General features: G+C 41.7%; 21 protein-coding genes. 9 read left to right on the top strand and 12 right to left on the bottom strand.

Features of this window, described 5'->3' with window-relative positions:
- Positions 1–167 precede the first annotated feature (167 nt).
- A complete protein-coding gene (hisC, locus tag AAEY87_RS05675) occupies positions 168–1,292 on the bottom strand; it encodes a histidinol-phosphate transaminase (protein ID WP_068035659.1) in 1,125 nt (374 codons plus the stop codon).
- Positions 1,293–1,483: 191 nt separating this feature from the next.
- Positions 1,484–2,665 carry a prephenate dehydratase gene (gene pheA / locus AAEY87_RS05670; RefSeq protein WP_350656298.1) on the bottom strand — a complete coding sequence of 394 codons (1,182 nt, stop codon included), beginning with the start codon at positions 2,663–2,665 and terminating at the stop codon, positions 1,484–1,486.
- A gap of 492 nt (positions 2,666–3,157) precedes the next feature.
- Here pheA and AAEY87_RS05665 point away from each other — a divergent pair, with 492 nt between their 5' ends.
- The gene (locus AAEY87_RS05665; RefSeq protein ID WP_350656297.1) at positions 3,158–4,096 is read left to right on the top strand and encodes a transaldolase; all 939 of its coding nucleotides are present in this window, start codon (positions 3,158–3,160) and stop codon (positions 4,094–4,096) included.
- Positions 4,097–4,229: 133 nt separating this feature from the next.
- Here the strand turns inward: AAEY87_RS05665 and AAEY87_RS05660 are convergent, their stop codons facing one another.
- Complete coding sequence (locus AAEY87_RS05660) at positions 4,230–4,799, bottom strand: adenine phosphoribosyltransferase (RefSeq protein WP_068327510.1); 570 nt, start codon at positions 4,797–4,799, stop codon at positions 4,230–4,232.
- Between the two features lie 284 nt (positions 4,800–5,083).
- Here AAEY87_RS05660 and AAEY87_RS05655 point away from each other — a divergent pair, with 284 nt between their 5' ends.
- Together AAEY87_RS05655 and AAEY87_RS05650 are read left to right on the top strand one after the other, a co-directional pair.
- The gene (locus tag AAEY87_RS05655) at positions 5,084–5,248 is read left to right on the top strand and encodes a rubredoxin (RefSeq protein WP_058368698.1); all 165 of its coding nucleotides are present in this window, start codon (positions 5,084–5,086) and stop codon (positions 5,246–5,248) included.
- A 28-nt stretch (positions 5,249–5,276) separates the two neighbouring features.
- Positions 5,277–6,416, top strand: a complete 1,140-nt coding sequence (locus tag AAEY87_RS05650) for an alpha/beta fold hydrolase (protein ID WP_440453164.1) — start codon at positions 5,277–5,279, stop codon at positions 6,414–6,416.
- Between the two features lie 155 nt (positions 6,417–6,571).
- Here the strand turns inward: AAEY87_RS05650 and AAEY87_RS05645 are convergent, their stop codons facing one another.
- Positions 6,572–7,762: a WG repeat-containing protein gene (locus AAEY87_RS05645; RefSeq protein ID WP_350656295.1), complete on the bottom strand. Its 1,191-nt coding sequence runs from the start codon at positions 7,760–7,762 to the stop codon at positions 6,572–6,574.
- Between the two features lie 506 nt (positions 7,763–8,268).
- Between AAEY87_RS05645 and AAEY87_RS05640 the strand changes: the two genes are divergently transcribed.
- Positions 8,269–9,201 carry a DMT family transporter gene (locus tag AAEY87_RS05640; RefSeq protein ID WP_068035649.1) on the top strand — a complete coding sequence of 311 codons (933 nt, stop codon included), beginning with the start codon at positions 8,269–8,271 and terminating at the stop codon, positions 9,199–9,201.
- Between the two features lie 63 nt (positions 9,202–9,264).
- Here the strand turns inward: AAEY87_RS05640 and AAEY87_RS05635 are convergent, their stop codons facing one another.
- Positions 9,265–10,584, bottom strand: coding sequence for a solute carrier family 23 protein (locus AAEY87_RS05635; protein ID WP_203226530.1), 1,320 nt, complete (start codon positions 10,582–10,584; stop codon positions 9,265–9,267).
- A 707-nt stretch (positions 10,585–11,291) separates the two neighbouring features.
- Between AAEY87_RS05635 and AAEY87_RS05630 the strand changes: the two genes are divergently transcribed.
- Positions 11,292–12,725 carry an L-serine ammonia-lyase gene (locus AAEY87_RS05630; protein ID WP_350656293.1) on the top strand — a complete coding sequence of 478 codons (1,434 nt, stop codon included), beginning with the start codon at positions 11,292–11,294 and terminating at the stop codon, positions 12,723–12,725.
- 125 nt (positions 12,726–12,850) lie between these two features.
- On the opposite strand, the gene AAEY87_RS05625 is transcribed toward AAEY87_RS05630, so the two are convergent.
- From AAEY87_RS05625 to xthA, 3 genes are all read right to left on the bottom strand, one after another.
- A complete protein-coding gene (locus tag AAEY87_RS05625) occupies positions 12,851–13,249 on the bottom strand; it encodes a DUF4377 domain-containing protein (RefSeq protein WP_068035642.1) in 399 nt (132 codons plus the stop codon).
- 352 nt (positions 13,250–13,601) lie between these two features.
- Positions 13,602–14,825: a bifunctional glutamate N-acetyltransferase/amino-acid acetyltransferase ArgJ gene (gene argJ / locus AAEY87_RS05620; RefSeq protein ID WP_350656292.1), complete on the bottom strand. Its 1,224-nt coding sequence runs from the start codon at positions 14,823–14,825 to the stop codon at positions 13,602–13,604.
- Positions 14,826–14,900: 75 nt separating this feature from the next.
- The gene (xthA, locus tag AAEY87_RS05615) at positions 14,901–15,725 is read right to left on the bottom strand and encodes an exodeoxyribonuclease III (protein WP_350656291.1); all 825 of its coding nucleotides are present in this window, start codon (positions 15,723–15,725) and stop codon (positions 14,901–14,903) included.
- Between the two features lie 272 nt (positions 15,726–15,997).
- Here xthA and AAEY87_RS05610 point away from each other — a divergent pair, with 272 nt between their 5' ends.
- From AAEY87_RS05610 to AAEY87_RS05595, 4 genes are all read left to right on the top strand, one after another.
- Positions 15,998–16,546: a thioesterase family protein gene (locus AAEY87_RS05610; RefSeq protein WP_350656290.1), complete on the top strand. Its 549-nt coding sequence runs from the start codon at positions 15,998–16,000 to the stop codon at positions 16,544–16,546.
- 9 nt (positions 16,547–16,555) lie between these two features.
- Complete coding sequence (locus AAEY87_RS05605; protein ID WP_350656289.1) at positions 16,556–17,413, top strand: ABC transporter ATP-binding protein; 858 nt, start codon at positions 16,556–16,558, stop codon at positions 17,411–17,413.
- 93 nt (positions 17,414–17,506) lie between these two features.
- Positions 17,507–18,301 carry an ABC transporter permease gene (locus AAEY87_RS05600; protein WP_350656288.1) on the top strand — a complete coding sequence of 265 codons (795 nt, stop codon included), beginning with the start codon at positions 17,507–17,509 and terminating at the stop codon, positions 18,299–18,301.
- A 445-nt stretch (positions 18,302–18,746) separates the two neighbouring features.
- Positions 18,747–20,438: an AMP-binding protein gene (locus tag AAEY87_RS05595; RefSeq protein WP_350656286.1), complete on the top strand. Its 1,692-nt coding sequence runs from the start codon at positions 18,747–18,749 to the stop codon at positions 20,436–20,438.
- 180 nt (positions 20,439–20,618) lie between these two features.
- Here AAEY87_RS05595 and AAEY87_RS05590 read toward each other — a convergent pair whose 3' ends face one another.
- From AAEY87_RS05590 to AAEY87_RS05575, 4 genes are all read right to left on the bottom strand, one after another.
- Positions 20,619–21,488, bottom strand: a complete 870-nt coding sequence (locus AAEY87_RS05590) for an SDR family oxidoreductase (protein ID WP_350656285.1) — start codon at positions 21,486–21,488, stop codon at positions 20,619–20,621.
- A gap of 219 nt (positions 21,489–21,707) precedes the next feature.
- Positions 21,708–22,460, bottom strand: a complete 753-nt coding sequence (locus AAEY87_RS05585; protein ID WP_350656284.1) for a histidine phosphatase family protein — start codon at positions 22,458–22,460, stop codon at positions 21,708–21,710.
- 32 nt (positions 22,461–22,492) lie between these two features.
- Positions 22,493–23,755, bottom strand: coding sequence for a phosphotransferase family protein (locus AAEY87_RS05580; RefSeq protein ID WP_350656283.1), 1,263 nt, complete (start codon positions 23,753–23,755; stop codon positions 22,493–22,495).
- A 187-nt stretch (positions 23,756–23,942) separates the two neighbouring features.
- Positions 23,943–25,178, bottom strand: a complete 1,236-nt coding sequence (locus AAEY87_RS05575; protein ID WP_350656447.1) for an acyl-CoA dehydrogenase family protein — start codon at positions 25,176–25,178, stop codon at positions 23,943–23,945.
- Positions 25,179–25,236: the final 58 nt, after the last annotated feature.

Below are 25,236 nucleotides of genomic sequence, written 5' to 3'. Positions count from 1 at the left end.
ATCCATGCACCTACGCAAGTTTAATCATAGGCTTAGATTAGCGTTATAAAAATTGAATGACAGAAATAATATTTTTAATTAATAATTAGAGTGAATTGAACATTTAATCATGAAGCTATAAAGACTATTTATTAAATTTCAAAACGCACTACGTAAACTGTATTTACCTAGTCATTGGTTAAGATGGAGCGTAAAGTATCAATGAGGCGTAGATTGTCTTCTGCGATGCCTACAGTAATACGTAACCAGTCATTGAGACCATAACCAGCAAGTGGGCGTACGATGACACCTTGCTCAAGTAATGCTTGATAGATATCAGCGGCATCCTCAATCTCAATCATAATAAAGTTGGCATGCGATTTAATAAATGCCAGTCCCAACGCGTCAAATTGCTTTTCTAACCAAAGCATTTGCTCTTGATTGGTTTTAATCGTCTCTTCAATAAAACCTTGATCGCAAAGAGCCGTTACAGCAGCCGCTAAGCCAACGCGGCTGACATTAAACGGTTGACGGATACGATTGAGCAAATTAGCCACGGCGGCTGAGCTGAGTGCATAACCAACGCGCAGACCTGCTAGCCCATAAGCTTTAGAAAAAGTGCGCACAATAACCACATTGTCAAACTCATCTAACAGCGCACGATTATTACTTTCAGGGCTATACTCAATATAGGCCTCATCCAATACTACCAACACCGAACTTGGGACGCTTGCAACAAACTTATGCAGTTCTCTATGCTGAAGCAGAGTGCCTGTTGGGTTATTGGGATTGGCGATAAAAACCATCTTGGTATTAGGATTATCTTCTACTGCTTGACGCATGGCATCCAAATCATGGCCAAAGCGATGCGCAGGTACTTCTATACCTGTCGCCCCTTGCATTTTTGTCACCATCGGATAGATGATAAATCCATACTGACTATACACTACCGCATCATCAGCACTGACAAAGCTGCGTGCCAAAATATCAAGCAAGTCATTAGAGCCGTTGCCTAAAGTAATACACTCTATATTTACATCAGTGAAGTCAGAAAGCGCTTGCTTTAAATAATGACCATTTCCGTCTGGGTAACGTGCCAGCTTTCCTAGCTGTTCGGTAATAGCTAGCGTAACTTGTGGCGAGCATCCTATTGGGTTTTCATTGCTCGCCAGCTTTACCACATCAGAAACGCCATATTCGCGAGTCAACTCTTCAACTGGCTTACCAGTTTGATACGGTGCCAGTTCTAAGATACTGTCATAAGCCGGAGTCAAGGGTGATAATTCTAACACTGTCGATTTAGTAGACTGCATGATCTATCCTTAGATGTTGTGACTCATCTATTACGTATTAATACCAATGATGAACTAATAACAAAGAGTGGTTTACCTAACCTAGCTTATATAGTTTCTTCAATTTAAAAGAGTTACAAGGCGACCAATTGCAAATGTACATGTAACATTTCAAGCGAGTTTAACGCTGTAACTCTTTTATAGTGGATAAACTATAGCACTGCTTTCGGATATGAGCCTAGTACACGCACATCCTTCACCAACGGACGGATATCAGCAATAGCAGCGCTAACATTTGGATCTTGGATATGACCATCCATATCAATAAAGAAGACATAGGCCCATTTGTTAGGACGTTCAGGTCGGGTCTCGATACTGGTCATTGATACACCATGATAAGACAACGGCTTAAGTATTTCGATCAATGCACCAGCTTTATCATAAGCTGAGACCACAATAGAGGTTTTATCTTGTCCTGATGGGGCAATTGCCTCATGACCAATAATTAAGAAGCGTGTGGTATTGCTAGGGTTGTCTTCAATATTTGAGTAAAGCTTATGTAAATCATACTCGGCAGCGGCTACATCACCCGCGATGGCAGCTGAATGCCATTCGTTTTTGAGACGACGAGCAGCTTCGCCATTGCTCGATACTGCAACGCGTTCAACATTAGGGAAATTTACATCGAGCCAATGTCGGCATTGCGCTAGCGACTGCTGATGCGAGTAAATACGACTTAGGCTCTCAACTTTGGTGTGTTCAGCGACTAAGAAGTTTTGATGAATGGGCAGCTCAACTTCACCAATTATCTTTAACGTTGAAGACAAAAAACCATCTAAGGTATGGTTGACCACACCTTCTGAGGAGTTTTCAACGGGTACCACGCCATACATAGCGGTACCTGCTTCAACTTCACGGAACACATCAGTAATAGTCGTCATTGGTACCGTATCAGCAGCTTTACCAAAGTGCTTTAGAGCAGCAGCATGAGTAAAAGTACCAACTGGACCTAAGAAAGCAATGCGCTGCGGCGCTTCTAAATCTAAGCAAACTGACATAATTTCACGGAACAAACGCGCCATCTTTTCGTCAGCGATTGGACCAGTATTACGCTCCATGACGGCTTTTAATACTTGTGCTTCACGTTCAGGACGATAAAAGATAGGGTTGCGATCAGCGGCAACACCACTCTTTGCCACATGCTCCTTTTTAACGGTTGCCACTTGCTGAGCTAGCTTGGCACGATCGTTAATCAGTGTATGAATTTCAGAGTCTACTGCGTCGATACTTTGGCGCAGATGGTTTAAAAACTCTTGGTCGGTCGAGGTATCGCTGACGCCTGCGGCAGTTGGGTTTAGATTGTCCATATTTTGATCTGATGACTGCTCACTCATTACCGCCCATCCTTTTTATAACTGTTATGTATCACTAAGATCTTAAATGCTAACGAATTTAGCATTTCACTAATATATTTGAGGTATCTCTTCCCTATCTTTTTCTCTACCTTTTATCTAACCTTGTCGCTATATATGATTAACGATAATTTATTTACAGCTCAGTTTTTATAATTCGGTTTGTATAATTTAGCTTTTATAGCTTACCTTTTACAAGTTAACTATGGGTAAATTTGATAGGTAATCAGACGACCGCCTCTACTATAGCAAAAACCATGCAAAGTGCCCATGCGTAAATGAGCTAAATGGCGCAAAATTCTTATAATGAGCAACCCCGTCTGTAGTTTTCGAGCACATCTGTTCAATACAATAGTCTAAAACTTACTAACAGGCGAAATTACGCAGCAAACTATGCTACAGTTTCATACTAGATATTGGCCGTATCGCTATTATGAGAATAGCCACCGTTAACCGTTTCCATAAGGATGTATGATGAGCGCATTAAAACAACTTAGTACCATGACCACTATTGTCGCAGATACAGGCGACCTTACCGCCATTGCGCGACTAAAACCGATTGATGCGACCACCAATCCAAGCCTCATAACTAAAGCACTTATTAATCCTGACAACCAAGCGATGCTCTCAGAGACAATGAGTCGGCATAATGATAACGTAGATGCAGTCATTGACGCACTTACCATTAAAATTGGTTGTGATATTTTAGAATTGATTGAAGGTCGCGTATCTACAGAAGTCGATGCGCGTTTATCTTATGACACGCAAGCGACCATTGATAAAGCGTTAGAGTTTATAGAAGCTTACCAAAAAGCAGGCGTCGATTCTGAGCGTGTATTGATTAAAATGGCTGCCACATGGCAAGGGATTGAGGCGGCGCGTTATCTTGAAACACAAGGTATTCATTGCAACTTGACTTTGTTATTTGGGCAACACCAAGCCGTCGCTTGTGCTGATGCAGGCGTGACGCTAATTTCACCGTTTGTTGGGCGCATTTTAGATTGGCAAAAACGCCAGCAAAGTCGCCAAAATGTACCTGTCTCTGATGATATGGGCGTACAGTCAGTGAAGCTCATTTATCAATATTTTAAACAGCACGGCTATGATACTCAAGTTATGGGTGCAAGCTTTCGCTCGGTTGAGCAGATAATCGCGCTAGCAGGTTGTGATTTATTAACTATTGCACCAAACCTTATTGATGAGCTCGCCGCAATGGACGTCACTGTTACTCGCCAGCTATCGCCTAGCATGTCAATGGATTTGGATGCGATGAAAAAGGTAAGCCTAACCCATGAAGAGTTTAGTAATGCTTATCAACAAGATAAAGTCACACAGAACTTACTGCCAAAAGGCATTGATGGTTTTATCGGTGCACGTGATGAGTTAGCTCAAACCCTAACGGCAATGCGCTAAAGTTAGTTATTAAGTAAAAAATAGCACCATAATTTAATACTGTTTGAATTAAAAATCTAGCTTGTTGTATCATTTAAAAAAAGCGCCCTGACAATTAAGTTGGAGCGCTTTTTGCGTATTTTAAGAGCTATATTTAAGCCCTTAAAACTGTATAAACAGGCACTGGAAACTCGCCATGCAAATCAACTAAATCGAGTAATACTAAAGCCCCTACTACCGTATGCTCAGCTGACTTACACAATTCATAAGCGGTCGTTAACGTACCACCAGTTGCCAAGATATCATCAACTAATAGTACGCGCTCAGGTGGCAAGTTATTTTGCATCTCTAGGGTATCTTTACCATACTCTAGCGCATATGCTTTATTTGCAACTGGTGGTGGTAGTTTACCTGGCTTGCGTAGCAATATCATGCCTTTACCCAAGCGACCAGCAAGCAAGCTTGCAAATACAAAACCGCGTGCCTCGACAGCACCTAAACAATCCACCTCGTCCATCAGTCCTTCAGGCAACGCTGCTAGCAACGCATCAATGACCTCATTGATATGACTGCGCAGTAACGGTGTAATATCATAAAAATCAATGCCAACTTTTGGGAAGTCAGGTACAGTACGTATAATTTGCCAAAATGGATGGTCAGTATTAAGCACATTAAACTGCTCAGATTGGATGTTAGCTGGTGTAGTGGCGGCGATAGCGCTCATAATAACCCTTCATTTAAAATGATATAACGGCAATAAATAATGCGTGAAATTCAGCAGTTAGCGGCGGCTATCATAGCATAGTCAGGCTTATTCTGACGGTTAAACTCGATAGAGGACAGTCAATTAAATGCAATAAAAAGCAATCTATAACTTGATAAATGCTTACTTATCTCAATATACAAGTGTAAACTTAACTACGTAAAGTGTCGTTATATGATAAACTACGTGCGTTTTTGCGGGCTGCTAACAAGCTATAAAATTAGTAACAATTGATAGGATTATGTATGAAACGTTATGAATGTATTGTGTGTGGCTGGATCTATGATGAGGAGCTTGGCTGCCCTGAAGAAGGTATTGCGCCTGGTACCAAATGGGACGATATTCCTGATGACTGGACATGCCCTGAATGCGGCGTTGGTAAGTTGGATTTTGAGATGATGGAAGTCTAGGTTCACGGAACTCTAACTAGGATATCTCATGACGAATTCAAATTACTCTAATGACCCAAAACATCCCAGCCAGCATGAGCCTACAGGCACACAAGCTATAGGCGAATCTGAGGTGACAGGTTTGCCCGAGATTTCTGGCAACCTTTTAGCACCTGTTGATATAGCATCTAGTAACGTAACTAGTAATGCAACATCTAGCTATCCTACACCTGTTTGGGAAAAACTTGGCAAGCATAATTGGCGAGTATCAGATCTAAGTGATCATCTTTATCAAGCAATGCTAGATATCGGTGATGGCATCAACCTATGCGTCGAAGCTGGCGGTAATCCTGAGAATCCGCCGCTACTTATGATTATGGGCCTTGGCTCACAGATGGTGTTTTGGCCGGACGATTTTATTAAACGTCTGATCGATGCTGGGTTTTTTGTGATTCGTTTTGATAATCGTGATATTGGTCTGTCTTCTAAAGTTCAGATTGAAGGTCTACCGCGTGTTAGCCAACTTAAAATGATGCTGCGTCTGCAAACTGGCCTGTCCAATAAGAGCCAACAGGTTGCCTATAATTTGACCGATATGGCCGAGGATACCGCACGTCTGATTAAAGCCTTGAATCTCGGTAGCACGCATTTACTTGGCGCCTCAATGGGTGGCATGATTGCACAGATTGTTGCAGCGCGTTATCCAAGTTTGGTGCAGGGTTTGGCACTGATGTTTACGACAACCAACCGCGCCTTCTTAAAACCTCCTAAGCCTAAGCAGTTATATACCTTGATTAATCGTCCTGAGAGTCACTCAGAACGTGATATCGTGCGTCATAGCGTTTGGTTTATGAAGACGGTAGGAACGCCAGGACATGTTAATGTGCGCACGGTACGTGAAATTGCCAAGATTCGCTATCAGCGTAATTTCCATCCGTTGGGCACTGTGCAACAACTGAATGCTATCTTGGCATCAGGCTCTATTAGCCGCTTTAGTAAGCAAGTTAAAGCTCCGACTATTGTTATTCATGGTAGCGCCGATGGCTTACTGCCCGCTTCGCAAGGTCGCGTAGTGGCCAAGACTATTCCAAATGCTAAGTTTCATTTAATCGAAGGCATGGCACATGATATTCCAGCATACTATCAACCCTATCTCGTTGATTTGATTCGTAACCATCTACTAGGATAAACAGCCTTCATAGGCCTGTTTTTAGCAGAACAGATAAATAAAAAAAGAGGTTAAGATGCATAAACTAATTATGCATCTTAACCTCTTTCTTGCTTTGTAAGATTAGAGAGTATTAAATACTCTCTAACATCAGCTAATATTTGATTGATACAGATTTATCCACAGCTAACGTTAGTGCCTTCTTTATCAATACAAATCTTACTGCCATCTTTAAGATTACCTACCCAAGCTTTATTGTCTTCAAATATAAATGCAGACTCGATTTCAATATTACTTGCACCTTTAACATTACTTTCGCTTTCACTAAGATTTAGATTTTCATTATTAGTTTCGGTCTTAATACTACTTTCATTTTTATTACTATCAACGCTATCCGTAATTAAACCATCATTATCAAATCTAAATGGGATAACCAACTCACCGCCTAAATTCACAAAGCCCCATTTATTATTTACACGCACGCCAGCTAAACCTTCAGAAAACGGGCGTACTTCGTCAAATGAATAAGTAATCATAGTGACATTCTTATCATCAACAAACCCCCAGCGTCCATCTTGCTGATCCGGTTGCAAGGTTGTAAAAGGCGTAGATCTTGGTGACTTTATTTGAGCAGCAGACATTGGATCATTATTCGACGCTGCATTATTTGGTGATGCGTTATTTGAAGCAGACATAGCCTCATTATTTTCATTTTTCGCATTAGGGTCACTAGTAGTTTTGCCGTTTTTGTCCAGCCAGCTCATTGACTGGTTTCTACGTATGCGCGCTACCCCACCTCGATAATCATCAATGTCAGTGATCGTAGATGTAAATGGTACAATCGTTTGATTGCCCGTACCGATAACGCCATAGTCGCCATTCCTTTTTACAACGATACGTCCTTCAGATACTGGACGCGCCCAGCCGCCATTGCCCTTGAACATATCATAAATAGTAGGAATGACCTCACGACCTTGCATATTAATGTAACCGACACGGCCGTGGCGTAGTACAGGCAATAGACCGCTTGACAACTTATCGGCATCGACCTTTTGATAGCGTGATAGATCAACGACCCTTTTGCCTTTATTATCGATTAATGCAACCGGTGCTCCAAAATCTGTTACCGCCAAGAAATAACCACTAGCAGCTGTACAAGCAACGTTTTTATAGTAGCTTTTGGGTGTTTTACAACTGGCTGCTTCGGCTGTCGGCATAACAAATATCGTACTTAACAATACACCAGCCATCAAGTATAGTCGTGGCGCTTGTAATAGTGATAAAGTAGATACTAATAGCGGCAGAGACTGGCGTTTTGATAATATTTGCCCTGCTATTGGCCATTTCTGTATAGATCTTTGAGACATATTCAAACCTAAGCTGAAAGTATTAATGCCGATGACAATTAATATCAAAGGCGAGTAATGACAATAAAATGTGCAAAAAATAGAAGTGCGAAAGACAATAGGATAATAAGCGATTAATAGTTGTGATTACAAGCTATTACATTAGCAAATGGGACAGTTTTAACCAACACTAGTCCTGTAAGGATGTAACTGCGATATAGATACACTGTCAAAATTCTGTCATGTATTAAGGCGTGCTGAACATTCACAGCTAAGCATTGTCGTTATTTTTAATCAGTGCTTATGGTATTTATCTCACTGCCTAAACCGTTTACAATTGTACATCCTAAAACCGCTTTTTAGTCCGCTGTTAAATATATACCTAGTTCATAACACCACTATAAGCTCAATGTTTTAATCTTGTTCTTTTAATCTGTAAATTTAGAATTCTTCGCTACAGTCACGATAGCCTGAGCGTTACTTTTATTTGCCTATCTGAACCCATAATCGCGGTATAAGGACAACTTATGGCTGTTGCCTCTTCACGTTCTGCATCCATCGGCTTAACGATTGGTTGTATTATTTTTGGCTTAGGAAGCCTAATCGTAGCCCATGTCGATATTGGCGGTTGGGCAATGGCGTTTTGGCGTCTTGCTATTTCAGGTGTCATATTTGCGGTATTGGCTAAATTGACTGGTCAGCGGATGCCACGTTCAAGGCGTGCAATCTTTTACGGCTTATTATCGGGAGTATTTTTAGGATTAGACTTAGCGCTTTGGCATGAGAGTATTTATGCTGTTGGCCCCGGTATTTCAACCTTACTTAATAGTTTGCAGATTTTCTTTTTAGCTGCAATTGGTTTTTTATACTTTAGCGAGCGCCAGTCAATCTTGCAATTGCTGAGTCTGTGCCTAGCGATGCTGGGAGTGGCAATGATTGGTAGCCCTGAGTTTGCCCACAATAGTGACGCTACTTGGGGCTTTATTGCTGGGATTGTATCAGGTGCCATGCTAGCGGCGTCCATGACCTTTATTCGTAAGACTCACGACACAGAACCAACGCCCATATTTGTATTAATGCAATTGATTAGCATTGGTGGAGTGTTCGCTATGATAGTGCCAATGTTTGTTTTTGATATGGGAAATATAATGCCTAACACGTGGTCAGAGCTTGGTTGGGTGTTGGTCTACGGCGCGGTGATGCAATGCGTGGCATGGGGACTGATTGCCTACTCTATTCCTAAACTGTCATTAGCACTGACCGGGTTGCTGCTATTAACTGAACCGGTTGCCGCTTTGATTATTGATTATAGCTGGCTGGACAAACCTATTAACACTTTACAATGGAGCGGCGCGCTACTGACTATGTTCGCCATTTACTTAGGTTCAGTCAAACCTAAGCCACGCGCGCTGCGTCGTTATCGTTTTTTCTCAAGATTTTATAAACGTAAATATAAGTAAAGGCTGCTAGGTAATGTAAAGACACCTAAGTGTAAGAATAGCTAAGTAATAATGAGCTACGTCTTAATCTTTTTGGCTGTTAAACAATGCATTAAGCACGATAGCCGTCAAAGTTGCCGTACCAATACCACCCAAATCAAAACCACCTAGGTGCAGGCTAAAGTTACCTGTACCCATAATCACAGTGACCGCAGCAATAATTAGATTGCTGTTTTTGCTAAAATCAATATGACTGTCTATCCAAATTTTCACGCCAGCAATAGCAATCAAGCCAAACACTACGATAGAAGCGCCGCCCAATAATGCTGGAGGAATAGTCTGAATAATAGCGCCAAACTTTGGTGATAGTCCTAGTAAAATAGCGACTAGACCCGCTATGACAAAAATAGTCGTACTATAAACCTTGGTTACTGCCATTACGCCAATGTTTTCAGCATAAGTCGTTACACCAGTACCGCCAAAGCCTGCTGAGAATGTCGTTGCCACGCCATCAGCAAAAAACGCGCGACCCATATAAGGAGTAACGCGTGATTTGGTCATTCCCTCTACTGCTTTAAAGTGTCCAAGGTTTTCAGCGACAAGAATAAATGCTACAGGTGCAATCAAGATAATAGCGCTCATCTCAAAGCGCGGTGCATGAATACTTGGCAAACCAAACCATGAAGCAGCAGCCACACTAGTAAAATCAATCGCCGTGCCAAAACCTAGCACGTTCGTCATCACAAAATAGGCGATATACGATAATACCAAACCAACCAATAATAACAAACGTCTCAGCATCCCGCGTGTGAATACTGCCACGCTACTGATTAGTAGTACAGTCAGTGCCGCCATCCATGCATCGAACTGATTAGCCGATACGCCTTGGATAGTAACTGGTGCTAGATTAAGACCGATAATCATTACAATCGCGCCAGTGACGATAGGTGGCATCAGGCGCTCAATCCAGCCCGTACCAGTCTTCATCACCAATAAACCTATTAGCGCATAGATAATACCACAGGCCATAATGCCGCCCAAAGCGACATCTAAATTGCTATTGAAGCCTACGCCTGCATAAGCAGTGACAGCAATTACTGGACCAATAAAAGCAAAGCTTGAGCCTAGGTAACTAGGCATGCGCCCACCGGTAATCATAAAGAACATCACCGTACAGATACCTGACATCAAAATAGCTAGGTTGGGATCAAAACCCATTAATAGCGGCGCAAGGACGGTCGCGCCAAACATAGCAAAGGTATGTTGAATACCAAGCAAGATACTCTTAGAAGGTGGTAGATACTCGTTAATACCGACAGGATTGTGGTCAAGATCGCCACGGTAAGGTTGCCATGTAGGGAACCAACGCCCATTATCAAAGTCTGGATTATCTGTTAGTTTCATAGTAGGGGGAGTTATACCAGCTGCTTCTAGCGCTGTTAAAGGATTCTGTTCTTGAGAGCTACGGTCTGTTTCAGAATGCTTTGATTGAGAGGAGTGCTTTGATTTAGAGGGGTCTTCTGAGGGGGTTGCCATGCGCGCGTGTCCTATGTGGCCGAGAATAATAGCTAAAAAGGATGAATAAAGAATTAATGACGCAAGCACCATCCTATCCAGTATATCGCACCATACTACCCAATTCATCTAGCGATAATTATTCAGCTCAACTCTCATCATCAAAATAATTGATAAAGGGAATTTGTTTATACAAATTTGTCATATTTTGCTAGATGTCTGAGTCCAGATATGTTCTACTAAATCTACCGCACCGGTTGCTCGCCTCTTGATATTTATGATAGCTGCAACCATTTACAGGATGTTACATAAGCGTCGATGCCGAGCATCATAACGGAATTTAATAATAAACAAAAGCTATTATTCTCCCGTCATCCGTACTACTGCGTTTAAAAATTTTCATAGACGATGCTCCAAACTTATTAAGCAATACCCTACATCTATTGTTGCCTGTCATATCTATTATGCTAGCACTATGAATTAGGCTGCAAATGCGTTTATGTTATAAAGCTGTTTAGAATGCAATGTTTTTAAAAGGTTAGGTTTTTAAAATGAAAAACCATGCTCACTCACTTTTACTGTTTTGGTAACTTATTATGATTAGTGTATTTGATTTATTTAAAATTGGTATTGGCCCTTCAAGCTCACATACCGTAGGTCCTATGATAGCAGCTAACTTGTTTTTGGCTTCTTTGAGTAAGCAATCTGAGTTGACTGATGTCAAGAAATTGGAGATTGAACTATATGGCTCACTCGCTGCGACAGGTAAAGGTCATGCTACCGATACAGCCATCCTCTTAGGCTTACTTGGTCATACGCCAAGTACTATTGATACGCGATTGACCAGCCAATATCTTACGCCGATTTTTTCAGATAAAGAGCTGAATGTTTCAGGTTCGCATGTCATTGCTTTTGATACAGAACGTGATATCTATTGGTACGATGATACTGTTCTACCCTATCATCCTAATGCACTGACCATTCGTGCCATATTGGCAGACGATACTCATTACCAGCAAACTTATTACTCAGTCGGCGGTGGCTTCGTTATTAATGACGATGATGCTCATAATCCAGATGAGGATCATGGTACACCAACGATTGATATAGTCCCTTACCCTTTTAATACGGCAGCAGAGCTTCTTGAGCAATGTCGTCAACATGACTTAAGTGTTAGTGAGCTAGTATTAGCAAACGAATGCCATTATCGTGATAAAGAAGAAATTTTTGCCTATCTAGATTCTATCTGGGAAGTGATGCAAGAATGCGTTAAGCAAGGTTGTCAAAACAGCGGTATATTACCAGGCGGCTTAGATGTTAAACGCCGTGCTCAAGCGCTGCACTTACAGCTGTGTGCAGAAAAAGATCAGCCGAGTACAAAAAACGATAAGCTTGCAGCAATGGATTGGGTTGATTTATATGCCCTAGCAGTTAATGAAGAAAACGCCAATGGCGGTAATGTCGTAACGGCTCCAACCAACGGCGCTGCTGGCATCATTCCTGCCGTCATGTGCTATTATCGCGACTTTTTGGCGAGCTACAGTCAAGAAGGTGCTCGCAAATTTCTATTAAACTCTACCGCAATTGGTAGTTTAATCAAACAAAACGCTTCAATATCTGGTGCTGAAGTTGGCTGTCAAGGCGAAGTTGGCTCTGCTTGTGCAATGGCCGCTTCTGCATTGGCAGAGATTATGGGCGGTGACCCTGCCAAATGTCTTAATGCCGCTGAGATTGGGATTGAGCATAATTTAGGTCTTACTTGCGACCCTGTCGGCGGTCTAGTGCAAGTACCTTGTATCGAGCGCAATGCGATGGGCGCAGTAAAAGCTATTAATGCTGCTCGTCTTGCCTGCCGTGGTAACGGTCAGCACTTTGTCTCACTAGATAAAGCTATCGAAACGATGAAACAAACTGGTGCTGATATGTCGGATAAATACAAAGAAACAGCGCGTGGCGGTCTAGCTGTTTATGCCGACAATCGTATACCTACTGCGACTCACGGCGTCAGTGTTAACTATAGCCAGTGTTAAAATAAAATTTTAGCATCGAAGCTTATAATCGAAGCTCGATAAACGCCACAAAAAAAGCCTCTAACGAATTAGAGGCTTTTTCTATGAAATCTTACTAATCATTCAATAACTGCAATCAGAAATGATTATTCAGCAGTTTTTGAAATTACTTCATTCAAGATCCAAACAGGCTTAACCACACCAGACGCGGTATCAGCAAGCGCTTCTTGACGTACGTCTAGCATATAACGATAGTTTGGCTCATACGTAAAACCTTGGATGTTACCGTTTAACGTGTTGTAGTTCTTCTGATAGCTCTGACGATATTGTAGGCACTGAGTTTCGACTGTATTACCAGTAGTATCCATACGCTCACAAAGCGCTTTACGTGGTGCGATTTCTACTTTGAAGCTTGGAATATTAACTACTTTGACATTTACCGCTTGGCCTTCCACAACCATGGTACGCTCGTCGTCTAAACCCATCGTAGAACAACCTGCCAATGCAAAAGTGGCTGCAAATGCTGCAATTGCTAACTTTTTCATTCTTATACCCTCAATTAATTATAGTTAAATCGTTACTATCTTATCAATTCAATATCATCCTCTTATTTGTTATTAATATAAATAAGGAGGTACGATATATCATCTTCAGATAAATGCGTTAATAATGAGTACTGCTAAGTAAAAGCTAAATTAGATAGCCAAACATAGGCAGTACTGCTTATTGTTGTACTGCAATTAGTATAGGTCGTGAGTAAGCTCTGCCTCTATAACTGCTTTGTAACGTAACGTCAGTATTTGCAACTGATGTTAACTAATCGTACTAACTGCTGATTGTGGTATTTTCTTATGACTGGTATTTGATAACGAAACATACTTTAGTGAAAGACTCAAACTAGCTACGATAGTCAGCATTAATTTTGACGTAATCGTAGGATAAATCACAAGTATAGACAGTATCGCTAGCATCGCCACGTGCTAAGTCAATATGAATGGTAATTTCAGGGCGACTCATGACTGTCTTGCCCGCTTCTTCCGTATAGCTAGGCGCTACACCACCGTTTTGACAAATCATAACTTCATCTAGATATACATCGACTTGCTCTGTATCTAAATCCTCAATACCTGCATAACCAACTGCCGCTAAGATACGCCCCCAGTTAGCGTCGCTCGCAAAGAATGCTGTTTTTACCAAAGGTGAATGCGCGACTGCATAAGCCACATCGCAGCATTCCTGAGTCGTTTTTCCACCAGTAACTTTTACAGTCATAAATTTCGTTGCACCCTCACCATCACGCACAATTAATTGTGCCAAACGTACAAACACTTCAGTTAGAGCGCTAAATAAAGACTGATAATGCGGATGTTCAGGGCTGTCGATTACCTGTGAGCTGGCAGCGCCTGTTGCTATCAATACGCAGCAATCATTGGTTGAGGTGTCACCATCGACGGTAATGCGGTTAAATGACTGCTCATTAATAGCAATCAACATCTCTTGCAATAGATCAGCAGCGATATTAGCATCCGTTGCGACATAACCTAGCATCGTCGCCATATTAGGGCGAATCATGCCTGAGCCCTTTGAGATACCAGTAATATGATAGCTAGTACCTGCAATATCTACCTTTTGGCTCGCTAGCTTGGGGATAGTATCAGTCGTCCGAATGCCGTTAGCTGCTGCCAACCAGTTATCAGCACCTAAATTGGCTAGAGCCTTATCTAGCCCTGCTATGACTGCTTCACTATTTAACGGCTCGCCTATCACGCCAGTAGAAAACGGCAATACCGTATTGGTATTTACGCCAGCTTTACTAGCTAAGGCAGCACAAATCTCTTCTGCGCGACGTTTGCCATCAGCACCTGTACCCGCATTAGCATTACCTGTATTGGTCACTAAATAGCGCGGACTGGTCTTGGCAAAGTGCTCGCGCAATACATGTACGGGTGCAGCGCAAAATGTGTTTTTAGTAGTCACAACTGCGCTGGTTGCAGTCTCAATAATTTCGATTACCACTAAATCATCGCGATCTTTATAACGCACGCCCGCTGCGGTAGCACTTAATTTGATACCGTCAATGGGATAAATAGTATTGGGTACTGCAACGTTTCCGACAGCCATAGCTCAATCCTTATTAATTAATTTTTAGAGTTATTTATTAGAGATGCATTTATCAATATTACTTTTACGCACGCCCTAATCTTGACTTAAATCAAATGCAGACCAAATTGGTGCATGATCAGAAGGTTTTTCCATTGCGCGTAGCTCATAGCTGATACCTGCATCGACACACTGGCTAGTTAAGTCAGGGGTACATAGAATATGATCAATACGTAAGCCACGCTTTGGGTCATCGTTGAAGCCGCGACTGCGATAGTCAAACCAGCTATATAACTCAGTGCTTTCAGGATAGTGCAGACGATAGGTATCGATTAAGTCGCGTGACATTAAGTCCGCATACCATTCACGTTCTTCTGGTAAAAATGAAGTTTTTCTATTTTTGAGCCAGCGTTTAGCATTAGCCTCACCGATGCCAATGTCTATATCTTCTGGCGCAATGTTCATATCGCCCATGATAATAAGCGAGCGCCCTTCTGCCTTTAGCGTATCAATATAAGCTATCAAATCAGCATAGTAGGCGCGCTTCATTGGAAATTTAGTCGGATGATCTTGGCTCTCACCTTGCGGAAAATAACCATTAAGCACATCAATCTCGCGTCCTTGCAATTCGTAGCGTGCGTGGATAAAGCGTTTTTGCGCTTCCTCATCTTCTCCAGGAAAACCTTTTTGTACAAATATAGGCGCAACCTTAGATAATAATGCCACCCCGTAATGTCCTTTTTGCCCAAAATACTCAATGTGATAACCAAGGCTCTCTACATTTTCAAGGGGAAACTGGTCATCATGAACCTTAGTTTCTTGCAACCCCATCACATCAGGGTCGATTACTTCTCGCACCGCCTCAAGCTGATGTTGACGAGCGCGAATACCATTGATATTAAAACTAACAAAACGGGTCATGCGATATCCTATATTGATTCGAGTTTAATTATTTTTGATAAATTTCTGCATAGAATGCGGTAATAAATAGCTATGATAACAGACCTAAGCTGTCTCATCTGTTGCGTGATCTCAAATCTTAGGCTACAGTGGAAAATCTTACTTTATTGGTCGTTATGACATAAACACCAATTTAATATTTTGATCCTAATAATTTTTATATTGTATGCATTAGTAAGTATTGAAGCACTTTTATTGAACAATTCTATCAGCCAAACTATATGAGCCAAATTATGACTACAGAAACATCAAATTCTACAGCTACACCGCTATTTTCTACTGATTACCATGTATATATCAACCATACTGACGCTGGCGGTATAGTCTATCATGCCAATCACTTAGTATTTTTTGAAAACTGCCGCCGCGACTGGTTCAGCAAGCTTGGATTAAATGGCTATTTTATGCATTCTGATGATGGCCAAATTCAGCATTTTGTAGTGAGTCAGGCACAATTACAGTATAAAAAAGCTATATTCTTAGATGAAATCATTGATGTACGCATTGATAAAGTTGAGCTAAAACCTGCCAGTATTGTATTCTATCAAAGTATTCATCGTCGTGTGGCAGAGGAGGCGGATCAAAAAAACCGTACCTCTGCAGAAACTCTATTAAGCAGCGCTAAAATCGTCATTGCTTGCGTGCAAAATCAGACAAAACCAGAACCAACTACTAACTCTACTACCCCAGCTAGTGCTGCGCCCATACGGCCAATAAGAGTACCAAAGAATCTTCAAAATAGTATTCAGCAAGCTATTACCCACCACGCTAATGAGCAATGATATCTACCTATGACTGTCAATAAGAAGCCTTTGCTCACTTTCGAAAATATCTGGGTATATAGCAAGCGTTCTACAATGGTAAGTCCGAGCGGTGAAGAAAGTGCTGCTCTAGCTAGTGAGCCTGCAACGCCTAAAAAATGGCTGACGACGATAAAAAGCAAACTTAAATCAGCCTCGGATAACTCTCTATCTACTCATAAACGGGCGTTGATAACTGGCGTTAGTGGCACCTTACAAGAAGGACAAGTGACAGTATTGACCGGTCATTCTGGCAGTGGTAAATCTGTATTACTAAGAGCTCTAGCTGGACTGTCACCCATCACCACAGGCGATGTTTGGCTACGTCAAGACGGTAGCAGATATAAAGATGGTAGCGGACAAAATAGCAATGAATATCTTAGTATTCATGACACCTCACCTACACAGTGGCGCGCGCAAGTTGCTTTACTTGCCCAGCATCCACAGCTGCTAGAAGGTAGCGTCCTTGAAAACATGCAAATGCCTTACCGGCTACAAGCGCATCAGCATAGGCAGTTTGATATCGACTGGCATATAGAGCAGCTTGCGTATCTAAAGCGTACAGCAGACTTTTTACAGCAAGAGGCCAGTCACTTATCAGGCGGTGAGCGACAATTGGTTAATACCCTGCGCTTATTACAGTTAAATCCACAAGTACTGCTATTAGATGAGCCTACGGCGGCTTTAGATGCTGATACGTCAGCGAAGCTTGTACACTTACTAATCAGCTGGTTACAATCAAAACCTCAACGCACTCTATTATGGATAACTCATGATACGCAAGATATTATGCCATTAGCAGATAAGCATTGGCATATGCAAGCAGGCGTGTTAACTGAGATATTTTAATAGCATAACTAACTTACTCTCTATAAGCCTGACTGCTCCAACCTTTATTCGCTCTCTCCTGTTCACCATTAATTGATTTTATGACGAGCACATATGATTCGTACAGATGATATCCAAATCTTACTGACTTACGGTGACATTGCACTTGCCAGCAGCTTGATTGTCATTGTGCTAATCGTGTCATGGCGACTACGCCTAAAACTGACTAAAACACTTTTAATCGCGGCTATTCGTACAGTAGTCCAGCTCAGCTTTATTGGACTGATACTCGCTTGGATTTTTGCGCGTGAACAATGGTATGAAGTATTATTAATTTTAACCATTATGACTCTCATTGCAGGAGTAGCTGCCAAAAATCGAGTCAAACGCATTTATAAAGGTTTGTTTACTGACACTCTTATTGCAGTCGGCACATCAGCTGTACTGGTTACCATTATCGCCATTGGCCTTATTTTGAGGGTAGAGCCATGGTATACACCGCAATTTGTTATTCCAATATTGGGTCTGATACTAGGTAATTCTCTGACTGCTATCTCCTTGACCAGCAATCAACTTGTCGAATCGTTTCACGAGCAGCAGGGACGTATTGAGATGATGTTGAGCTTATCTGCCTATCCGTTTGAAGCTGTGCACGAGCAGATACGTGCTGCAATCGTCAATGGTATGACTCCCACTCTTAATTCTATGCTAGTCGTCGGTATCGTCAGTCTACCAGGTATGATGACTGGTCAGATACTCGCTGGCGCAGATCCTACCCAGGCCGTACGCTATCAGATAGTAACCATGTTTTTAATCTGTGTAAGCAGTACACTTGGCTGTACGATAAGCGCACTTCTCATTTATAGACGTTTCTTTAACCGCAGAAAGCAATTCATCCTACCCCAGTGACCATTGATCTTCTTTATCTTGCACCATATATAAATATAATTGTCTACTTTTTTTATATACTGTTTAGTATTCCTACCGCAATATAAACATCAATTACAGCTATGTTAGTCTACTGTTAAATTATACAACTACATTATTTCAATATTAATTTTAGTAATGATAATAAAACTCGATTGTATTTTTCCTCAGAGACCAAGTTTACTTAATAGTCGAATCTACTTAATGAATTTTTATATGACAGTTTTTATATAATAAATTTTAGAAAACTAAGCTCAGGTTATATAACGACTAAAGTATCTTAGCAGCCCGTCAAAAAATAAGGATATTATCGCAATCAGCGCCATATTGGTCGCATCAGCGCTAATTTGTATTATTGACAGGGATAGAACTGCTCTCTTCTAAGCCTTCTCCCTATAGCAATCGATACATTTTAAGGACGCTCAAAATGACAGAGAATAAACCTTGGCTGGATCATTACCCTAGTACTGTACCCAAAACGATTGACCCTGATAAATATGGCAACTTAATAGAGCTATATGAGGAATGTTTTAATCGTTATCGTATGCATCCTATGAGTATTTGCATGGGCGTTACTCATACTTATGACGATATCGATAAAGCATCATTGGCAGTCGCTGCATGGTTGCAAGCGCAAGGTCTACCTAAAGGCAGTCTTGTGGCGCTAATGATGCCAAACGTACCGCAGTATTTGCCAATTATGATTGGTATTTTGCGCGCAGGCTATGTTTGTACCCCTATCAACCCCTTATATACTGGACGTGAATTACGCCATCAATTAAATGATTCAGGCGCTAAAGTCATATTTATCGTTGATAATTTTGCTCAAGCTCTTGAACAAGTGGTGGATGAGACCGCTATCAATCGTATTGTCCTATCAAAAATGGGCGACATGATGGGTCTAAAAGGCATGTTGGTCAATACTGTTATTCGTCAGGTTAAACGCTTAGTCCCTAAATATAAGCTTAACGATCCTAAGCATGAAGTAACCAAGTTCCCTGATGTCCTTAAAAAAGGTAAAGCGTTACCATTTCAAGCACCAACAATGGCATTAGAACAAAAAGCCATTTTACAATATACCGGTGGCACCACAGGATTATCAAAAGGAGCAGTATTGACCCAGCGCAATATCATAGCAGCTGCCCTACAATCAGAAGCATGGTACCGCCCTGTCACCTCAAATATGAACGAGGTGTATATCAATATGGTTATGGCTCTACCGCTTTATCATATTTTTGCCTTTATGCTCAGCCTATTAGGTATGCGTTCGGGCTATACCTTTATATTGATACCTAACCCGCGCGATATGCCAGGGTTTATCAAAACCTTATCAAAGCAGCCCTTCCATATCTTCCCTGCGGTCAATACTTTATTTAAAGGACTGCTCGATCAGCCGAACTTTAAACAGCTAGATTTTAGCTCACTACGTATCACGCAGGCAGGTGGTATGGCAGCGACTGAGCAAACAGCAGCGCGCTGGTTAGAAACCACAGGTTGCGCAATGATTGAAGGTTGGGGCATGACGGAAGGCGTTGCTGTAGGTACAGCTAATGTAGTGACAGATCGTAAATTTAATGGAACAATTGGCGTTCCAGGTCCTGGCGTTGATATTATTATAGTCGATGATGAAAATAAGCGCGTTGGTGTGCATCAGGCAGGCGAGATGTGTATCAAAGGTCCTAATGTGACCTCTGGTTATTTCAATCATGATAATAGTGAGAGCTTTACCAAAGATGGCTATTTTCGTACTGGTGATATCGTCAGTATGGACGAAAAAGGCTACTTTACTTTGCTTGATCGCAAAAAAGATATGATTTTGGTCTCAGGCTTCAATGTTTTCCCTAATGAGATTGAGTCGGTCATGCTTGATTGTGATGGTATTGTCGATTGTGCCGTGATTGGCATTCATGATGAGCAGCAAGGTGAGGCCGTCAAGATCTATATCGTACCAGCAGACAATAATGTCACTGCAGATGTGATTAAAGATTTTGCGCTAGATAATTTAACGGGTTATAAATGTCCGCGCCATATCGAATTCGTTAGTGAACTACCAAAAAGTAACGTTGGTAAAGTATTACGTCAGAAATTACGTGAAAAGCATGTATCAGACAATGCCTAAGCCAATCTAAGCTATGCGTACAATGCAATGCATTGCTTCATATTTTTAAAACTCAGGCTAAAAATTACAAAGCTTGATGAAGATCAAATTTTATAAAAAATTGCTATAAAAAAAACCCTCTACACGATAATGCAGAGGGTTTTTTACTGTCTAAATAAGTGTTATTTAACAGTTAACCGACTAGCTTATTTTATTGACTACATTAAGTGGCAAATGCTTCATCGCCTGTCCTACGATTGACCATGGTAGGCTTGGTACACATGCTTCTGCAACACCTGATTCAATGGCAGCTACGATAGATTTAGTACCGGTATCAGCATCAACTTCAAACGGTAGTGGCTTGGCGTTGGTATTAATTTCAGTACGGATATAGCCTGGATAAATAGTAGAGACTTTAATGGGTAATTTAGTCAGCAACATATCAGCACGAATGCCTTCAGCTAAATATGCCAAACCTGCTTTACTCGCCCCATAAGTAGTCATATGCTTAGGTAAACCGCGCATCGCCGACATACTAGATATCACTACTAGGTGACCATTATTCTGCGCGCGAAAGATTTTCATCGCAGCTTCACACTGTGCCAATGCAGAGACAAAGTTGATCTCAGCGGTACGGCGATTGGTCTCAAAACGACCTTTACCAATACGGCGACTCTCACCTACTCCAGCATTGACCACTACCCGATCTATGTGACCAAAATCTTCAGCGAAAGCATCAAACACTTTAAATATTGCGTCATAGTCAGTGACGTCTAGGACACGATAAGCCACTCTTATCTCAGGATACAGCTCTGTCAACTCAGCTCTAAGTTGATCCAAACGATCGGTACGACGAGCACAAATAGCTAAATTGTAGCCCAGCTTTGCAAATAACCGTGCCATCCCTTCGCCAAGACCTGAACTGGCACCTGTAATCAAAACAGTTTTACCTTTTCCAACTTGAGATGTGGTCAAACCTTTTAAATAGCGTGCCGGTTGAATGGCACTTAATGCCTGATCCTTGCCTTGCTTAGCCGTCTGCGTTACTAGGCTTATTAATTTATTTTGCATAAGCAGTCCCTTATCTATCAGTGCATTAATATAAATATAAAAGAGTGTTTCTAAAAAATACCTATTATAGTAGATATGTTTGAGCAGATGGGTGCCGGTTGTGTATCAAAACAAGTAATAACGCGTTTATAGCTCAACTGGCTCAACTATTCAGTTATTTATATCTTTATTATACTTACCGTAGTAACTAGAGTCCTCAAAACCAATTATAAAACGCGATTAGCGCCAAGTAACATAGCGCTTACCATCAGCAAATAAATGACTATATTCATTTAAAGATAGTAAACGCGGGGCTTGCTCTTTTAAGGTAATAGAGGTAACGCCTGTATTGACAAGACTTCTATTCAATTGATAGGCCGTCTGACTGCCTTGCTGCAATAAATGAGCAGTAATAGCAGCGATTACTCCACCTGAAGTAAAGACTAGTATAGTGCTATCACGCTCTAAATGGCTCAGTTGCGTAGCTTGCGTGCGTACATGCTCAAGTGCTTGTTGTGCACGTACGTTAAACTGTGGCCAACTTTCCAGATAGTCTGAATCATTATCGCCAGCATGCCAGCGCTGCATTGCAAGATTAAACAATTCAGCTAAACGAGCCTTTGGTGTATCAGACTTAGCAAGCTCTTGGGCAACAGCCTCTTGAGTAGTAAAAGCCGGGTCAGACTTGATAAAGACATCTTTATGGTTAAACTCATTAAATGCATCGATGACATAGCTATCAGGAGCCGACAGATTCAATGCAGGTTTAGCATCGCTAGTAGTTACAGAAGGTTGATAGGTCTCCCAAAAATAGCGTGCAGAATCCTGTTGCCGTGATAGGCTGCCTGTAAATATCGCATCGATACGGCGCTGTGTGGTCGCATAATGCTGACCAAGCAAGCGCGCCTGCGTACTACCCAACTCTGAGAGCTGATCGTAGTTTTCTTGTCCGAACGATGCCTGACCATGGCGTGCCAACAGAATAGTTGTCATAGCACTATTACCTTTTATTATATTCTAAAGTTTTATTTTTCAGATGAGTTAGCTTTTTGATCAAAATAGCCTTTTGGCAATATACCTTTAATAACGTTTCGTACAGGGCTTGGTAACTGCTCGATGGTAGCAGCATCCATGCCCATATCTTGCAAATGTGGCTGTACATGAGTCATAAATAGCGCATCGCCTTCATGCTTTGCAATCAGCTTCAGACACTTAGCATGCAGGACATGGACGATAATCCAGAAGTTTTTAAAAGCAGGATTTTGCGTCTGCTTATGATAATAGCGATAATAGATTTGCTGCACGATACCCGCTAAGCGAAATAACCCAAATACCTCATAAAACGTCCAGTTTTCTATCTGTAGACCAGTACGCTCAAGATAATATTCAACCACTTCATCACGTGTCATCATGCCTTCTAAATGCGTCGGCTGACGGCGTGACTGTTGCATAATGATATTATCATCTTCTTCAATCCAATAAGCCAATGCGCTACCCAAGTCCATCAATGGATCGCCTAAAGTAGCCATCTCCCAATCTAATACCCCAATAACTTTGGTAGGATCAGCGGCATCTAAGATAACATTGTCAAAACGCCAATCATTATGAATGACACAAGTAGTGCTGTCGGCAGGCGTATGTTTTCCAAGCCATTGTCGCACTAGCGCAAAACTTGGCACGTTAAGGGTTTTGGCTTTCACATAACGCTTATCCCAGCCACTGACTTGCCGCTCGCAGTAGCCGTCACCGCGACCCAGCGCTACTAAGTCAGGATGTTGTTGATAATCAACTTGATGCAACTCAATCAAGGCATCAATCACATTGGTACATAGCTCACGCGTCTGCGTAGGATTAAGTTCAATCTCTTTTGGTAAATTGGCACGCGGAATAATACCTTCCATACGTTCCATGACGTAGAAATCTGCTCCGATTACATCTTCATCCGTGCACAAAGCTACCATCTTTGGTACATAAGGATAAGCATCCATCAGCGCATTCTGTACGGTATATTCACGTACCATATCATGGGCAGACTTGGCTTTGGTACCTTTTGGCGGACGGCGTAAGATGAGATCTTGGCCTTTATCACCGCCATATTGTAGACGATATGTCCAATTTGAAGCACCGCCTGAGAACTGCGTAATGGTAGGCTCGCCTGTGATATCCACGCCCTGAGCACGCAACCAGTCACTAACTGCTTGTGCATCAGGCGCCTCACCTTCTCGTACTGGTCCGCCTTTATCTAACACCTTATTATTGGTCGTCATATTATTGTTATCTGTTGCCATGTGATATTCCTTATCATGTGGTCGCTTAGTAGCCACTTATTAATAATAATATTTTTAAGAAAGACCGACCTTGAAAATTATTTTAAACTTAAATGGTTTCAAGAAACTATTTCAAAGTCGGTCATCTATTGTTCTTAAATTAAACTTATTCCTGCTTAGGCTATTTTAATTACTCGCGAATTATTATTTAGCGTTTAAGGCGAAACCCTTGACGCTTTAGTTCTAATTTGGCAATCATAGTTTTGTGCACTTCGTCAGGACCATCGGCTAAGCGCAGCGCGCGCGCTTGTGCAAAAAAGCTTGGCAACAGCGTATCTTGGCACACGCCCATACCGCCATGAATTTGAATCGCCATATCGACAACTTCTTGTAATACCGTTGGCGCTACAACTTTAATGGCTGATATCTCAGTCAATGCGGCTTTAGTGCCTTGTGCATCCATTTTTTGCGCGGCATATAATGTAAGCAGACGTGCTTGATCGATTTTGATACGTGCCTCAGCGATACGCTCGAGGTTGCCACCTAGTTGTAATAGCGGCTGGCCAAATGCGGTACGTTCCATGCCGCGTTTCACTGCCAATTCTAACGACTTCTCCGCTGCACCAATACAACGCATGCAGTGATGAATGCGACCTGGCCCTAGTCGACCTTGAGCAATCTCAAAGCCCATACCCGGTCCGCCGATAAAGCTATCGACAGGTACGCGAACATTGTCAAAGCTAACTTCGCCATGACCATGCGGCGCATCGTAATCACCGAATACTTTTAACATACGCTTGATATTGACCCCTGCATTTTTCGCTGGTACCAGTACCATAGAATGCTGATGATGACGATCTTTACTGTCATCAGGGGTATAAGCCATAACAATCAATACATCAACGGCAGGGTCACCAAGGCCAGATGACCACCATTTGCTACCATTAATGACTATTTCATCACCTTCAACCACAGCAGTTGCCTGCATATTGGTCGCATCACTTGACGCTACTTCAGGCTCAGTCATACAAAATACCGAGCGGGTTTTACCTTCTAATAATGGCGTCAACCATCTGTCCTGCTGCTCCTCAGAACCATAACGCCATAGCAGCTCCATATTGCCGCTATCAGGAGCGTTGCAGTTAAAGACATAAGGCGCTAATAAGCTACGTCCTGTCAACTCCGCAATCGGTGCATAATCAGTAACTGATAACCCAGCACCTAACGTGTCATCAGGTAGAAACAGATTCCATAGACCAGCTTCACGAGCTTGTTTACGTAAGCTTTCGTATTTTTCAGGCCATTGCCAGTTTTTCCAATTGCCATCAGGATTTTGCTCGTGACAATCTTGCCAAAACTGCGCTTCTATCGGCTCAATTTGAGTAGCGATAAAGTCTTTGACTTGCTCATACATAGCTTGGCCATGTGGCGTTGCGGTAAACATAGCGGTAGATGTATTGGTAGACATTATTATATTCCTCTTCCTTGTTATATATTTTATA

Source organism: Psychrobacter sp. S1-30-MNA-CIBAN-0213, from assembly GCF_040309845.1.
GTDB lineage: Bacteria > Pseudomonadota > Gammaproteobacteria > Pseudomonadales > Moraxellaceae > Psychrobacter.
Note: the sequence above shows the minus strand (reverse complement) of the source record. Positions and strands in the feature narration are given on the sequence as shown.